Annotated in this window: 15 protein-coding genes and 1 pseudogene; 4 read left to right on the forward strand and 12 right to left on the reverse strand. The window is 69.2% G+C overall.

Going from position 1 to position 14,609, the window contains the following annotated elements:
- The 3 genes and pseudogenes from ACM9NP_RS23380 to ACM9NP_RS23390 form a co-directional block, all read left to right on the forward strand.
- A pseudogene (locus ACM9NP_RS23380) lies at positions 1-220 on the forward strand (hypothetical protein); the annotation flags it as partial.
- Between the two features lie 342 nt (positions 221-562).
- Positions 563-1,243 carry a hypothetical protein gene (locus tag ACM9NP_RS23385; protein ID WP_415648932.1) on the forward strand — a complete coding sequence of 227 codons (681 nt, stop codon included), beginning with the start codon at positions 563-565 and terminating at the stop codon, positions 1,241-1,243.
- A 266-nt stretch (positions 1,244-1,509) separates the two neighbouring features.
- Complete coding sequence (locus ACM9NP_RS23390) at positions 1,510-1,797, forward strand: hypothetical protein (protein WP_415648933.1); 288 nt, start codon at positions 1,510-1,512, stop codon at positions 1,795-1,797.
- A 519-nt stretch (positions 1,798-2,316) separates the two neighbouring features.
- On the opposite strand, the gene ACM9NP_RS23395 is transcribed toward ACM9NP_RS23390, so the two are convergent.
- From ACM9NP_RS23395 to ACM9NP_RS23415, 5 genes are all read right to left on the reverse strand, one after another.
- Positions 2,317-3,213, reverse strand: a complete 897-nt coding sequence (locus ACM9NP_RS23395) for a class II fructose-bisphosphate aldolase (protein WP_415648934.1) — start codon at positions 3,211-3,213, stop codon at positions 2,317-2,319.
- Positions 3,214-3,277: 64 nt separating this feature from the next.
- Complete coding sequence (locus tag ACM9NP_RS23400; protein WP_415648935.1) at positions 3,278-4,216, reverse strand: 1-phosphofructokinase family hexose kinase; 939 nt, start codon at positions 4,214-4,216, stop codon at positions 3,278-3,280.
- Positions 4,213-5,319 carry an N-acetylglucosamine-6-phosphate deacetylase gene (nagA, locus tag ACM9NP_RS23405; RefSeq protein WP_415648936.1) on the reverse strand — a complete coding sequence of 369 codons (1,107 nt, stop codon included), beginning with the start codon at positions 5,317-5,319 and terminating at the stop codon, positions 4,213-4,215. The genes ACM9NP_RS23400 and nagA overlap by 4 nt, the downstream gene beginning before the upstream one ends.
- 285 nt (positions 5,320-5,604) lie before the next feature.
- Positions 5,605-6,525 (reverse strand): ROK family protein, encoded by a 921-nt coding sequence (locus ACM9NP_RS23410; RefSeq protein ID WP_415648937.1) that lies wholly within the window; start codon positions 6,523-6,525, stop codon positions 5,605-5,607.
- The gene (locus ACM9NP_RS23415; protein WP_415648938.1) at positions 6,522-7,391 is read right to left on the reverse strand and encodes an SIS domain-containing protein; all 870 of its coding nucleotides are present in this window, start codon (positions 7,389-7,391) and stop codon (positions 6,522-6,524) included. The genes ACM9NP_RS23410 and ACM9NP_RS23415 overlap by 4 nt, the downstream gene beginning before the upstream one ends.
- Before the next feature lie 131 nt (positions 7,392-7,522).
- Here ACM9NP_RS23415 and ACM9NP_RS23420 point away from each other — a divergent pair, with 131 nt between their 5' ends.
- On the forward strand, positions 7,523-8,308 hold the full coding sequence (locus ACM9NP_RS23420) for a DeoR/GlpR family DNA-binding transcription regulator (protein WP_415648939.1): 786 nt from the start codon (positions 7,523-7,525) through the stop codon (positions 8,306-8,308).
- Positions 8,309-8,434: 126 nt separating this feature from the next.
- Here ACM9NP_RS23420 and ACM9NP_RS23425 read toward each other — a convergent pair whose 3' ends face one another.
- The 7 genes from ACM9NP_RS23425 to folP form a co-directional block, all read right to left on the reverse strand.
- Positions 8,435-8,785 carry an MmpS family transport accessory protein gene (locus tag ACM9NP_RS23425; RefSeq protein WP_415648940.1) on the reverse strand — a complete coding sequence of 117 codons (351 nt, stop codon included), beginning with the start codon at positions 8,783-8,785 and terminating at the stop codon, positions 8,435-8,437.
- 236 nt (positions 8,786-9,021) lie between these two features.
- Entirely contained in the window at positions 9,022-10,701 is a 1,680-nt protein-coding gene (locus tag ACM9NP_RS23430) for a hypothetical protein (protein ID WP_415648941.1), read from the reverse strand.
- 35 nt (positions 10,702-10,736) lie between these two features.
- A complete protein-coding gene (locus ACM9NP_RS23435) occupies positions 10,737-11,858 on the reverse strand; it encodes an ABC transporter permease (RefSeq protein WP_415648942.1) in 1,122 nt (373 codons plus the stop codon).
- Between the two features lie 254 nt (positions 11,859-12,112).
- The gene (locus tag ACM9NP_RS23440) at positions 12,113-12,619 is read right to left on the reverse strand and encodes a DUF3180 domain-containing protein (protein WP_415648943.1); all 507 of its coding nucleotides are present in this window, start codon (positions 12,617-12,619) and stop codon (positions 12,113-12,115) included.
- Positions 12,612-13,133: a 2-amino-4-hydroxy-6-hydroxymethyldihydropteridine diphosphokinase gene (gene folK, locus ACM9NP_RS23445; RefSeq protein WP_415648944.1), complete on the reverse strand. Its 522-nt coding sequence runs from the start codon at positions 13,131-13,133 to the stop codon at positions 12,612-12,614. Before folK ends, ACM9NP_RS23440 begins: the two co-directional genes overlap by 8 nt.
- The gene (folB, locus tag ACM9NP_RS23450) at positions 13,130-13,501 is read right to left on the reverse strand and encodes a dihydroneopterin aldolase (protein WP_415648945.1); all 372 of its coding nucleotides are present in this window, start codon (positions 13,499-13,501) and stop codon (positions 13,130-13,132) included. The genes folK and folB overlap by 4 nt, the downstream gene beginning before the upstream one ends.
- Positions 13,502-13,665: 164 nt before the next feature.
- Positions 13,666-14,511, reverse strand: coding sequence for a dihydropteroate synthase (gene folP, locus ACM9NP_RS23455; protein WP_415648946.1), 846 nt, complete (start codon positions 14,509-14,511; stop codon positions 13,666-13,668).
- Positions 14,512-14,609: the final 98 nt, after the last annotated feature.

A 14,609-nucleotide genomic window follows, 5' to 3' on the forward strand; every position in this document is an offset into this window, starting at 1 on the left:
TCGCAGCTACCCGGCCGATCGACGAGCAAACCACCTGGTTGTCAAGCCATCGAACTACATCCGCAGGTTGCAGGTTCGAGTCCTGTCACTCCTGCCAGATGAAAAGCCCCTCACCGGTACAGGTGAGGGGCTTTTCATTGCCTGGTTCGCCAATCCCGGGATCCCGGTTCGATCGACCGAATGCGCCGTATCAGACGGTATTCGCGTAGGCGTCAAGTAGCCCAACGGTTGTACCGCCGTGGCGTGGTCCTTCCTAGCTGCACTCACCGGACGCCGAATCCGGTACGGGGATGTCGCCGTGCGTCGTGCACGAGCCGTGCGTCAGCCGTGCACGTGGCGCGGACGCTGAACTCGCTGATCCATCAAGTGGCCGCGCCGAGAGGCGCCCCCTCGCGGGATCGACGTGATCGCCGGGAGACCTCGGCGCGACCCCACCGTCGATCCCGGCGGCGGGGCGCCTCTCGGACCGCGCCGCCGTGCCGGGTGCCCGGTGCATGGTGGCGGAGGTCCTCGCCAGTGCCTTGATCCCTGGAAGGGAACCAATCGGACGTATCGAACCTCCGTGGCCATCGCGGCCCTCGTGGCCCTGTCGTTGACCGCCTGTGGCTTGACGGACGGCGACGACCCCGCCAACGGGGAGAGCTTCGACCCGATCGCGACCGAGATCCGCTCCTGGGAGCCGTGCGAGGTGCTCGAGGACCTTCGGCCGTTCGTCGACTTCATGGGCATCGAGGAGTGGGTCGCGACGAAGGTCGGCCCGGAACATCCCGACAGCGTCGGCTGGAGTGAGGCCAACCTCGACCCGGACGCGCTGAACTGCGCGGGCGGCATCGACCTCGGTGCGCTCGACAGCATGCCGCGAGTCGGCGGGCTCAGCGTCAAGATCGTGCCCTGGGAGGACGATGAGAAGGCCGCCACGATGTACGACGACCGAATGCGGTTCGTCGAGGAACGCAAGGGCGACGTCGAGGACGTCCGCACCGAGTTGAGCGATCCCTGGGACGCCGGGGTGCTGATCGCGAGCTCGGCGGAGAGCGGCGCGACCGAGTACCTGGGGGTGCTCGCGAGGGACGGTCGATGGTTGATCGAGATCGATCTCAGTTTCACGGGGGAGTACTTCGCGCAGCAGGGCGGCGATCCTGACTACCCGTTCACCAACGGGGAACTGCACCAATGGCTCTTGGAGACGTACCTGCCCAGCGTCAACAGTGCAGTCAACGATCGGCTCGCGGAGTTCGAGTGATCCCGTTGTCCGGCCCCGATTGCGTGGCTGTGTTCCGGCGCTACCGGTCGAGTCGGCCGTTCAATGGCTATCGGCTCGTTCGAGGGATGTCCGCGTCGAGGCTCTCGGACGTCGAACACTGGTGTCGAGACGCCTCGCCGTGCGACGGTTGATTCCCTTAGCGCGGTCTTGGTGCGCGGGACGACCTCCGGCGACGCCGTCCGGCCTGTGATGCACCTTTCGTTGAACATGTGTTCGATAGTGTGGCATTATCCCTGCTCATGGGCATGGATGGTGAACGTCTGATCGGGCGTGGCGGCGAAGTCGAGACGGTGGCGGCGTGGCGCAGCCGAGGTAGCGCGCCATGGGCCGGACGGGACGTTCGGGTCTATCGCGTGACCACGTCGTACATAGTGGAGATGACTGGGCATCACGATCACACCGGTCGCCGCGCCTACGCCACCGAGATCGAGGCGTTGACCGTCGCCGAGCGTCTGCGGGACACCCCGGACGTGCTCGGCGAACAATCACAGTGGACACAAACCCACCCACAGGCAGGAGCGAACCCCGGCTAGGCACCATGGCGCAGCCGAGGTGTGTTCGGTGGGTGCCCTCCCGGTGTACGTGTTGGAACCGTTCTACGGCATCGGTAACGGAGCCCCACCAAGCCGCAAAAGACGATCTCTGTGCGGTCGAAAGAAGTTCCGGAAGCGAGGTGGTCGAGTCTCCCGGCTTGGTGGGGCTCCCTTCCTGCCCGTGGCTCGCCTTGCGGTCTCATACGCCGCCCCACCAAGCCGATAAGGGTTGCGGCGCCGTGGTTGGAGGCATGCCGTCCCGCCAAGCCGATAAGGGTTGCGATGTCTCGGTCGGAGGCATGCCGTCCCTCCAAGCCGAAAGTCCGTTGTCACCCGGTCCGGGGAGTTCGTGTTTTCTTGCCGAGCCGAAGAACGGCTCGGTCAGGTGTTCCGCTTGGTTGGTCAAACACTCCGCTTGGTTGGGCAAATGTCGGAAACAGGCGTGATTTCGCAATTTGCCCAACCAAGCGGAACTTTTGCCCAACCAAGCGGAATGGGCGGGTGAGGTGCTCGTGTTCGTCAGGCGTTCTCGTGCGCGTTCTCGTGCGGGTTCTCGCTCGGGTTGGCGCGCGGGTTGGCGAGGAGCGTGAGGAAGTGGGCGACCGTCGTCGCCATCGCCTCGCGGGCTGGGGTGACGTACTTGCGGGGGTCGACCGTGTCGGGGTTCTCGCCGAGGTAGTCGCGGATCGCGTTGGTGTAGGCGATGTTGAGGGCGGTGCCGATGTTGATCTTCACCATTCCGGCCCGAACGGCGCGGCGGAGTTCCACATCGGGGACGCCCGAGGAACCGTGCAGGACCAGGGGTACGCCGACGGCCGTCCGTAGCGCCGCGATCAGGTCGATGTCGAGCGCGGCGTCTCGGGTCGTCATCGCGTGCGACGAACCGACGGCGACGGCGAGCGCGTCCACTCCGGTCTGTGCGACGTAGTCGATCGCTTCGAGCGGGTTGGTGCGGGCGCCGGGCGCGTGTGCCGACAGCGGCGTGTCGCCCTCCTTGCCGCCGACCTGTCCGAGTTCGCTCTCGACCCAGAGGCCGCGGCTGTTCAGGAATTCGACGGCGCGACCCGTCTCCGCGATGTTGTCCTCATAGGGCAGTTTGGACTGGTCGATCATGACGGAGCCGAAACCGTGTTGCGGGGCGATCTCCCACAGGCGGGGGTCGGTGACGTGGTCGAGGTGCAGGGCGACGTTGACGTCGCACGCCCGCGCGATGGCGGCGGTCGCGGCGGCGATCGGCTCAAGTCGTCCATCGTGGAATGCGACGGCGTTCTCGGAGATCTGCATGATCACGGGCAATCCCGCCCGGGTGGCGCCGTCGGCGATCGCCTCGGCGTGCTCGACGGTGATGACGTTGAAGGCGCCGATGCCGCGCCCATCGGCGGCTTCGATCATCTCGGCGGTACCGACCAATGGCATGGTGTTCGGCTCCTGTCGTATCGTGCTCGGCCACATGGATTGTCGCTTATGGATGGGTGCGATGTTACGGCGGTGGACGTTCCGTCACGGTGACTCGTCGTCGAAAACGCAGATAGTCGTGGACGTCGACCGCTCCGGCCACAGGTGACAGGACGGCCGCCGCCGACAACGCCACGGCCTCTCGTAGCCGCCCCGGCCAGTCGTAACCGTACTGGACGCCGCGCACGAGCCCGGCCACGCACGCGTCGCCCGCGCCCGTCGGGTTGCCCGCCAGGGCCTCGCCGAGTGTCGCCTGCCATCGCGTGCCGTCCTCCGCGACGGCGATGAGTCCGTCGGCGCCGCGCGACGCGACGACGGCGCGGGCGCCCGCCTCGCGCAGCCGGTCGGCCGCCGCGAAGGCGCCGTCGATGGTGGAGGTGTCGAGTTCGGGGACGGCGGCGGCGAGCTCGGCGGTGTTCGGTTTGATCACGTCGGGGTGGTGGCGCAGGGCCGCCGTGAGCGCCTCGCCGTCGGCGTCGAGCACCGTGTACCGTCCATGCTCGACGCTGGCGCGGACCAGCTCGGCGTAGGCGTCTGTGGACAGACCGGGCGGCATCGAGCCCGACAGGACCACCACGTTCGCCACCGGCAGGAAGCCCGCGACGCGTCGTCGCAGCCCCGCCCACGCGGCGGCGGTGATCGTCGGTCCCGCCTCGAAGAAGCCCGTCGCGTCGGTGCCGTCCGCGACGACGATCGTCGCGCGGGACTCGCCGTCGATCGGGACGAACGTGTGCGGGACCGTCGCGGGCAGCGCGGCCGTGATCTTGTCGCCGTTGGTGCCGCCGAGTAGGCCCGTCACGGTCACTCGGGTGCCGAGCGTGTCGAGCACTCGCGCGACGTTGAGGGCCTTGCCTCCCGCGGCCACGTCCACCCGCCGCACCCGGTGCGTCGCGTGTGGACGGATGGTCTCGTCGATGTGGTACGTGACGTCGAGCGCGGGATTCAGCGAGACCGCGAGGATCACCGTTCGATCCACTTCCCGGCGCGCATGACCCCCTGAAGTTCCAGGTTCTCGGAGTACACGAGCAGGTCGGCGCGCAGGCCGGGGGCGATCGAGCCGACGTCGGTGAGCCCGATCAGTTCGGCGGGCGTCGTCGACGCCATGCACGCGGCGGTCTCGACGTCGACCCCGGCGAGCTCGACCGTGTTGCGGAAGGCGTCGTCCATGGTGATCGTGGAACCCGCGATCGAGCCGTCGCCGGTCAGCCTGGCGGCGCCGTCGGCGACCGTCACGGACAGACCCCCGAGTTCGTACTCGCCGTCGGGCATCCCCGTCGCCGACATCGCGTCGGTGACGAGCGCCGCCCACGGGGCGCACGACGCGTGCAGCGCGAACGCGAGGGTGCCCATGTGCAGGTGCACCGGGTCGGGGATGAGTTCGCAGACGACGCGCGGGTCGTCCAGGAGCGCGGGGATCGGGCCGGGGTCGCGGTGGTTGAACGGGCGCATCCCGTTGAACAGGTGCGTCGCGGCGGTCGCGCCCGCGTTGATGCCCCGCACCGTCGTCTCGTAGTCGGCGTCGGTGTGGCCGATCGCGGCGACGATGTTGTGCACCGACAGCCATTCGATGGCCTCGATCGCCTTGCGGCGTTCGGGTGCGATCGTCACCATCTTGATCGCGCCCGCTCCCGCTTCGACGAGTTGGTCGAGTTCGGTGATGTCGGGGTCGCGCAGGGCGTCCGGGTTCTGCGCGCCGCAGCGACTGACCGCCAGATACGGGCCCTCGAAGTGGATTCCGGCGAGGACGCCCTCCTCGACGAGCGGCGCGAACGCCTTCGTCGCCGTCATCATCACGTCGAAGGGCGACGAGACGAGCGAGGCGAGCGTCGACGTCGTCCCGTGTCGCAGGTGGAACGCGGCGGCCTTACGCGCCTGGTCGGGGTCGCCGACCGTGTAGGACGCGCCGTCGCCGCCGTGGCAGTGGATGTCGACGAAACCGGGGAGGATCCACCCTTCCGGTTCCCTGCTCGACTCGACGATCTCGGTGATGCGGTCGCCGGTGACGCGGACGGTGCCGGAGACGACGCCCGCCCCGCTGACGACGCGCGCGCATTCGGGCAGATTCACGATGTCTCCTTCAGAACGTGCGAGTTGAGTGGATTGAATCGCAGGGCGGTGCCGCTGGATTCGGCGCGGTGGCTCGTTCACCCCGACGGGCGGGCGAGCCGGACGCGATGGTGCGGGCCGTGCGCGATGTCGCGCGTCGGACGGCGGGGCGCGATCGGTGTCCCGCCGGTTCGTGGCGGACGCCAGAGTTCTCTCGTGGACGTCGTGGCGACTTCGGCCGTGCCGCCCACGGCGTCCGGTGTGGAGGTCCCGTCGTGCCTGATTGCCCGGTGCCGCGGCTCGGACTCACGAACTCGTCTCTTTCAACCGTTCCAGCCCGAGCAGGGACGCGCCGATGCACCCGGCCGTGTCGCCCAGTTCGGCGCGGACCAGGCGCGGCAGCGTGTGGAACGTCGCCTTCGCCTCCAACGCCTTCCCCAGTGGTTCGAGGAGCGCGTCCCCGGCCTCCGCGAGGCCTCCGCCGATGACGCACGTATCGGGGTCCATCATGGATACTCCGATGAGGAGGCCGTCGGCGAGGACGTCGACCGTCTCGTCCCACACCGCGCGCGCCATCGGGTCGGTCTCCAGCCGCGCGACGATCTCCGCCGCGCTCGCCGACTCCCCGGCGGCCTCCCGATACCGTCGCTCCACCGACACGGCCGACGCGATCGCCTCCACGCACCCGCGCTGACCGCAGCCGCACAGCGGCCCGCCGGGCCGGACCACGACATGTCCGAGTTCGCACGCGGAACCGTGCGCGCCCGGAAGCGCCTGGCCGCCGACGATGTGCGCCCCGGCGATCCCGGTGCCGATGGCGACGAACAGCAGCTGGTCGCTGTCGCGACCGCCGCCCAACCGCGCCTCGGCGAGCCCGCCCGCACGGACGTCGTGGCCGAGCGCCGTCGGCAGGCCCGTCCGTTCCGTGACGAGCCGCCGCAGCGGGACGTCACGCCAACCCAGGTTCGCCGCGTAGACCGCGATCCCGTCGGCGGCGTCGATGACACCCGGCACGGCGACGCCGACGGCGCGCGCCGTGTAACCGTCGATCTCGGCCAACTCCGCCGCCGTGTCCACGATCGCCGAGACGATCGCCTCGGGGCCGCGTTCGCGGTGGGTCTCGCGGCGCAGACTGAGCAGGATGCGGCCGTCGAGCGACACGAGCGCGCACTTGAACGACGTTCCCCCGACGTCGAGCGCGATCACCGCGTCCAGGTCGGTGGTCATGGCAGGATCACCGATCGGGTCAGGTGACGGGGGTTGTCCGGGTCGAGGCCCCGGCGCGTCGCCAGTTCGATCGCGACGCGTTGCGCCCGAACGAGATCCGCCAACGGGTCGAGGTGACTGTCGATGAATTGCCCGCCCGTGGCGGCGACGTCGGCGGCGAGGCCCTCCGGGGCGTCGCCGAACATCCACGCCGCCCGGTTCGGGCCGGTGATGCTGATCGGGCCGTGCCGGTACTCCATCGCCGGGTACGACTCGGTCCAGAACGTCGCGGCCTCGCGCATCTTCAGGCCCGCCTCGTGCGCCAGGCCGACCGTCCATCCTCGACCGAGGTAGGTGATCTGCTCGATGTCGTCGAGGTCGATCGGGAGGTCCGACCCCAGCGCGATCCGCGCGTCCGCGATCGCGACCGTCAGGTCCTCGCCGAGGTGCGCGCGCAACAGCGCGAGCGCGCTCGTCGCGTAGCGCGTCTGCACGACGGACCGCTCGTCGGCGAAGTCGAGGACGACACTGGCGTCGGCGAGGTCGTCGATGGGCGTGCCCGCGACGCCGATGACGGCCGTCGACGGGGTCGAGATCCGATCGAGCAGTGCGACGACTTCGCTCGTCGTGCCGGACCGGCTGATCGCGATGAGTCGGTCGTAGGCGCGCCCGGCGGGGAACTCGGACGCCGCGAACGCGTCGGTCTCACCCTGTCCGAGGGCTTCCCGCAGTGTGGCGTATGACTGGGCCATGAACCATGACGTGCCGCAGCCGACGACGGCGACCCGCTCGCCCGGCTCGGGCAACGTCGTCGTTCGTGACGCGAGCTCGATGGCGCGCGTCCAGCACTCGGGCTGACTGGCGATCTCTTCATCGACGTACGACATGAGGCTCCCGTGAAAGTTCGAAACTGTGCGTTCGCGCAGACCCGTCGGCGAGGTGACGCGGTTTCGCGCATTATTGTGCACACTACCGCGATCGTCGGCTCCTGCCGGATGCGGCTTGACGAGGAGAGATGATGGACCGCTACGCCCGTTGGAACACCCTGCTGGAGATCTTGGCGTCCACCGGACGGATCACCGTCGAGGAGGCGGCCGAACGGCTGCACGTCTCCCAGGCGACGATCCGCCGTGACTTCGATCAGCTGTCGCAACAGCAGATGATCACCAGAACGCGTGGCGGCGCCGTCGCCGGCGGAGTGTCCTACGACCTCCCGCTGCGATACAAGACCGCCAAACGCGTCGAGGAGAAGCACCGCATCGGCGCGGCGGCGGCCGGGCTCGTGTCGTCGGGAATGGTCGTCGGCCTCAACGGCGGGACCACGATCACCGAGGTCGCGCGGGCGCTCGCGATGCGCACCGACCTGGTGGCGACCTCCGGCACGACCCCGTTGACGATCGTGACGAACGCGCTCAACATCGCCAACGAGATGATCGTCCGTCCGCACATCAAGGTCGTCGTCGTGGGCGGCGTCGTCCGTCCACAGTCCTACGAGTTGATCGGGCCGCTCGCCTCGCCGATCCTCCGCGAGATCACGCTGGACATGGTGTTCCTCGGGGTGGACGCGATCGACGTCAAGCTGGGGGCGACCGCGCACCACGAGGGGGAGGCCGCGATCAATCAGCTGATGGCCGCGCGCGCCCGCAAGGTCGTCATCATCGCCGACGGTTCGAAGATCGGTGGGCACGCCTTCGCGCGAATCTGCCCGATCGAACGCGTGCACACCCTCATCACGGACACCACGGTCGCGGCGGAGAAGACGGCCGAGTTCACGGCGGCGGGCATCAAGGTCCTGCGGGTCTGAGCCGAGCTTGACCGTCCATGGTCGACGGACGGGATGGGTGAGACCCGGCTTGACCGAAACACTTGAGTCCGAGGTGCGCCGGACCGAGAGCGTCCGCCACGGTGGTGCGAGGAGTCGGAGGGGCCGTCACTCGGGTATGTCGGCCTCGCACAGGACCGTGCCGGTGCCCGACTCGTCGGCCACGACCTCGTCATCGACGCTGATCACACACCTCAGGCTGTCGGTCTCCTTGTCCGAGACGGCCGAGACGGCGATACGGCCGGTCAGCTTGAACGAGCCGGCGGACGACCAGGGCAACGGCTCGTTGATGGACGGAGTGTTCCCGTCCTTCCCGGTATAACTCAGCGCGACCGGACCGGCGGCGTCGCCGGTCACCGCGTACCGGATCTTGTGGCCGACCTTCTCGTCGGTTCCGCATCCGCTCATAGACAGGGCGACGACGACCGTCAGGGCGCCGACCTTCCACCGTGTGACCATGCGGTGATTCTGCCGCCGCGACCACGGTGAGCGGCTCGTTTTCGTCGAACGCGGCCCATCGGACACCCGTTCCCGGGGCGGCGCGGAGAGCCGGGTCGTTCCTTCGCCCGAACCCAACGGGTCGGAACGGGACGTGGGTCGGTTCGTCCCCTGTGGGCTGTGTCCGCGCGATCGAGGCCCCGGTGGTGGCACGACGAGGGGCGCGGCCGATCGGCCGCGCCCCTCGTCGTCGTGTCCTATTGGGCCGGAGGCCGATACTGGTAACTGTCCGAGTTCGGGCCCGACTGGCGCGGCCGGATCACCACGGTGTCCGAGTCCTCGACGTCGTCCGCCGCCGGGGATTCTGGTGCGTCCGTCGGCGCGGGCGGGGCCGTGACCGGCTCGACCGCCGTGACGTCCACCGAAGGCGTCTCCACGGTGACCGGTTCCTCGTGTTGCGAGGCCTCCGTCTCCGGGGTCGCCTCCGCGACGGCGGTCTCGACCGGTGCGGGCGGCGTCTCGTTCGCCATCGGACCGTCCGCCGCGACCGGGGCCAGCGTCGGCGAGGCGAGCGTCACGGTCGAGTCGGGGCGCGCGGGGAGCGGGTCGTCGTCGCCGCGCCGATCGTCGGGCTGCTCCGCCGGTTCCGGCTCGGTCGGTTCCGTGACGGCGGGAAGGGTCGCCGTCACCGCGTCCGTGCTGATAGTCGGCTCGGCGACGACCGGGTTCTCGATCGTGTCGTCGGGCAGGGTCGGGTAGCGACCATGGGGGACGGTCGAGTCGACGGCGGGGATCGTGAGCGTCGGAGTCGCGGCGGGCGCCGACTCCGCAGTCGCGTCGTCCGTCATCAACGTCTCCAGGGACGTGTCGGTACCGGCCGGCAGCGTCGGCGCACGACCCAGGACGATGAGGAAGGCGTTGACGATCAGGCCGAGGAGCAAGGCGCTGACGCCGAGCCACACATAGGCGTGGGACGCCTCCGGGACGCTGGTCAGGTACGCCTCCGCCGCGAGCAGCAAAGCCGTCGCGAAGACGACGCCGACCACACCGCCTCGCCCACGGGTCGTCGCGCCGCCGACCAACACGATCGCCAGCACGAACAGGAGCAGGTTGATCGTCCGTACGTCCATCAGTGAACTCGGGTCGATCAGCGGAACCGGGAAGTTCTGCGCCACCAGGCCCGCCGCTCCGGCGAGCAGGTTCGAGACGACGAGCGCGATCACCGTGAGCACCCCGCCGGCGCCGGTGCGCCGCCCGTTGCCGTCGGACGCCGCCGCGCAGGCCTCCGCCTTGGCGCGGATTCCCTTGAGGGAGAACAGCACCCCCACGCCGATCGCGATGCCGACGGCGGCACCGCTCACCGCGATGATGCCGACCGAGTCGACCAGGCCGATGCTCCAGGCGACCGCCTCGCCGTTCCACTTGACGCCCAACATGGACAACTGGTTGAGGACGGCGGTGAGCGCGAGCAGGGTGAACAGCCCGACGACCCAACCGGCGGTGCGCAGCAACAGGACCAGCAGGGCCTGAACGAGGGCGATGGTCAGGAGCGCTCCGACGGTCACCAGCCACGCGATCCCGGTGTCGAGACCGGCGGTGACGCTCACCGAGTGGATGATCGGGGTGAACGCCGCGATCCCGACGACGCCGAGGTTCGGCACGCCGACGCGCATCGACACCGCCAGGGCGGTCGCCAGCAGCAGGATCGGCCCGAAACGCATGACCGCCGTCGAGACGTCGTTGACCTCGCCGAGGTCCGGGAACGACGGGATGAACAGGAGCGCGACCGCGGCGGCGATGAGCGTGACGATCAGCAGCGTCCCGTCCCACACGAGGTGCGGCCACCAACGCGTCCCGTTATCCTCCACAATGGTTCTTGGTGGCTCGGCGGGCGGCGCGTTCATCGCGTCGTCGATGCGGCTCACGTCATAGGTCACTATGGATCAACTCTTTCACGGGGGGAGGGGACGGTTCACCGGAACGGGTCAGGGGAGGCGGATGAGGAGGTCAGGGCTCGCGGCGGCTCCCGGTCGTCGCTCCAGTCGTCGATGCCCGGCGCGAGCCATTCGACGACGCGGTTGACGATCGCGCCGAGCGCGAGAGCGGGCAGCCACAGCCAGATGGCGTCAACGGTCGAACCGCTGGCGCGCAACAACAACAGCGCGGCGGTCAGCCCGAACGCCGCGAGCACGGTGCCGAGGACGCCGCCGATCCGCCCGAACGCGCTCGTGCCGCCGAGCAGGGCGGCCGCGAAGCCGATGAGGGTGAGACGGAGGGGGTCGAACGACGCGGCGTGGACTTCGGACGTGGAGAGATCGGTGGCGGTCCAGGCGATCCAGATGCCCGCGAGGCCCGCCAGCACGACCGAGGTGAGGAGGCCGACGAGCATCATCATGACCGTCGCCGTCGGTCTGGGACCACCGCTGGCGGCGACTTCGCGGCAGTCACCGAGTCGGTCGCGGAAACGGCTCGTCGCCGCGATGATGCCGAGCAGGATCGACAGGCCGGCGGTCAGGACGAGCCAGATCCACGCGCTCGACGCCGGGAACAGGCCGAGTCCGTCGATGGAGACCCCGATGTCGGGCCGCGCCGTCACCCAGGCGGTGACCGCGATCGCGACGGCGCCGCTGGCGAGCCAGCCCGGCGTCCGCAGCACGATCACCAGTATCGACAGGACGAGTCCCGCCGCGAGGACGATGCCGATCGTGATCGCGGCGGCCGACAACGTTCCGCGCGGACTGTTCAACGCGAAGATGACCCCCGCTCCTGCCGCCACGGCGCCGACGGCGACGTTCGTCAACCCGACGCGCAGCGAAACGGCCGCGGCCATCGCGATGAGCAGGATCGGAACGGCGATGATGATCGCGAGATGCCGACCGTCGGCGCTCCCGAGGTCCGCCTGGGGGCTGCGGTACAACGCGAACAGCGCACCGGCGAAACCGAGCGCCAGCAACACTTCCAGGACGATGTGGACGCCGAACCGGTCCGCCGGCTGCGGGACGTCGATCGGCGTGGACGGGACCGGATCGTCCCGTTCGTCGGCGGGCGCGGACGGCCCATAGTGGTATGGGCCGGACAGGTCGTTATATGTCATAGCGCGGTCGCCTTGCCATCACTTCGAGAGTCGTCAATGGCACATTAGCGGCTCACGGCCATTTTTGAAAGAGACCGACGGTCACAGCGGAGACGGACGAATCGTCACGATCAGCGCCGATCCAACGCCTGACGAGTCGCTTGAGGACGATTGATCGAGCGTGCGAGAAGTGCTCGATCGAGACGGTCTCGGAGGACCGGGAACAAATGCCGAAAGGGCGCTGCGAGCGTCGCGGACGGCCCCGGAGGCTAGACCTACCGTTTGACGTTGCCGCTCGAATCGTCGTCGCGGTCGTCGTCCTCGGGCACCCGACACGCCCGCTCCAGCCACAGGGCGGCGGCGACGAGCATGAGACACGCGACGAAGCCGAAGGCCGACGGGGGAAGGTCCTCGGCGGCGACGGTGAGGCGCGTCCGTTGAGCGACCGTGTACACGACGAGACCCGCGTACACGCCGGCGAACAACGAGCCGCCGATCGAGGACGCCTTCGCCAGCGCGGCGTAGCGCGCCACGACGAGCGGTTCCGGAGGCTCCGTTCCAGGACGACGGTCGATGCGCGCCTTCGTGGTGTATGCGAGGAACGCCAGCGCGAACGCCAGCACGAGCAGCATCACCGGCGTGTACCACGACGGCCGGGGAACGTACGAGTAGAACCGGGCGGCCACGAGCAGCATCAGGGCGCCCGCCGCGAGCGCCGTCACGAACAGTGTCGCCGGGGTCGTCGGCTTCAACGTTGGTTGCGGTTTCGGGTCCTTAGCCATGATCAGTCGACTTTAGCGGTCCGAGGCGTCGCAGCGTCCGCGCGTCGGCGGCGAGCCCCGTATCCCGCAGCAGGTCACGGACCCGCCCCCGGCCCGGCAGGGCCGCGTCGGGTTGGATCGCCAGCCACGGCACGAGAACGAACGCCCGCAGGTGCGCGCGCGGGTGCGGCAGGATCAACGTCGGGTCGTCGCTGTTGATGGGTTCGCCCGCGGTGTCGAAGGCGGCGATGATGTCGACGTCGAGGACGCGCGGCCCCCACCGCCGGTTCGGGTCACGGACACGGCCCGCGGTCGCCTCGCACGCGGCCGCGGTCGCGAGCCAGTCGGCGGGGGACTTGTTGTCGTCGTGCGCGATCAGCGTCAGATTCAGATACGTCGGCTGGTCGTCGTCCCCCCACGGCTCCGTCTCGTACACATCGGACACCTTGTCGGGCTTGATCGCCTCGACCGCGGCCGTCAGCGCGGCGCGGCGATCGCCCAGGTTCGCGCCGAGACTCAATACGACGGAGGTCATGACCGGCTCCTGGTTATCGTCACCGACACGTCGGCGAACTGGTGCGCTATCGGCGCCTGTGGTTTATGGACGGTTATGGTGCACTCGGAGACACGGTCGTCCGTCAGACACGTGTCCGCGAGTCTCGCCGCGAGCGTCTCCAACAGGTTCACCGGTTCGCCCGAGACGACCGCGACGAGAGCGTCAGCCAAGTGCCCGTAGTGGATCGTGTCGACGATTTCGTCACTGGTCGCGGCCCGCGTGGTGTCCAGCCACAGTGTCACGTCGACGATGAAGTCCTGCCCGCTGACGCGCTCGAAGTCGTACACGCCGTGGAAGCCGTGCACGCGTAGTCCTGTCAGATCTATTCGGTCCCGGTGTTCCGCCACGATCTCACGGTACGCGGTGCGCGACGGTTTGGGGAGATCCGTCTCCGCGCGTCGGCTCGTCGTGACGGCGCCGACTTCGACTTCCGCGTCCGGATCGTTGCGGCCGTGCGGAACGCGCGCTCACGACGTCGGTCACGGGGCGCTCCGCCCGACCGGAACGTCCACTATGGCTCTGATCGGTTCGCGGTGTTCGTCGCCAGCCAGACCGCGCGCGCGTCGGCCGTGCCACGCACGTCATGGACACGCACACCCCACGCTCCCGCCGCGAACGCCAGCACGGACGTCGCGAGCGTCGCCGCGTCCCGCTCTCCGACGGGGCGGGGCGACCCATCGGCGTCGGCGAGCAACGCGCCCAGATACGACTTCCGAGACGACGCGAACAGCACCGGAAAACCCAACTCCAGCAACACGTCCAGCCGAGCCGACAACGCCCAGTTGTGCACGGCGAGCTTCGCGAAACCGAGACCGGGGTCGATGATGATCCGCTCCGCGGCCACACCCGCCGCGATCGCGTCGTCGACACGGGCCGACAGTTCGTCGCGGACGTTGGCCACCACGTCGTCATAGGACGCCAAACCCTGCATCCGGTCGGAGTGCCCGCGCCAGTGCATGAGGATGACCGGGCACGACGCCTCCGCCAGCAGCGGCAGCATCGCGGGGTCGGCGAGCCCTCCCGACACGTCGTTGACGACCGTGGCGCCCGCCGCCAAGGCCGCCTCGGCGACCGCCGCGCGGGTCGTGTCGATGCTCACGGGGATTCCGGCGCTCGCCAGATCCCGGACGACCCCCTCGACCCGGCCGATCTCGGTCGGCGCGTCGACGCGACCGGCGCCCGGACGGGTCGACTCACCGCCGACGTCGACGAGATCGGCGCCGTCCCGACGCATCGCCGTCGCGTGTGCCACGGCGGCGTCCCGGTCACGGTATCGGCCACCGTCGCTGAAGGAGTCCGGAGTGACGTTGAGGACACCCACGATCGCCGGAAAGCCGAGGTCGAACAGATCATTCACGCCGTCAGACGGTACGGCACCCCCACGCTCCTCGCACACTCGAAGGGCAAAGAGCCACCTCACCTCTCTCACCAGTTCGTCCCCGCCCCACCCAAGCG

This window comes from Stackebrandtia soli, assembly GCF_965137155.1.
Taxonomy (GTDB): Bacteria; Actinomycetota; Actinomycetes; order Mycobacteriales; family Micromonosporaceae; genus Stackebrandtia; species Stackebrandtia soli.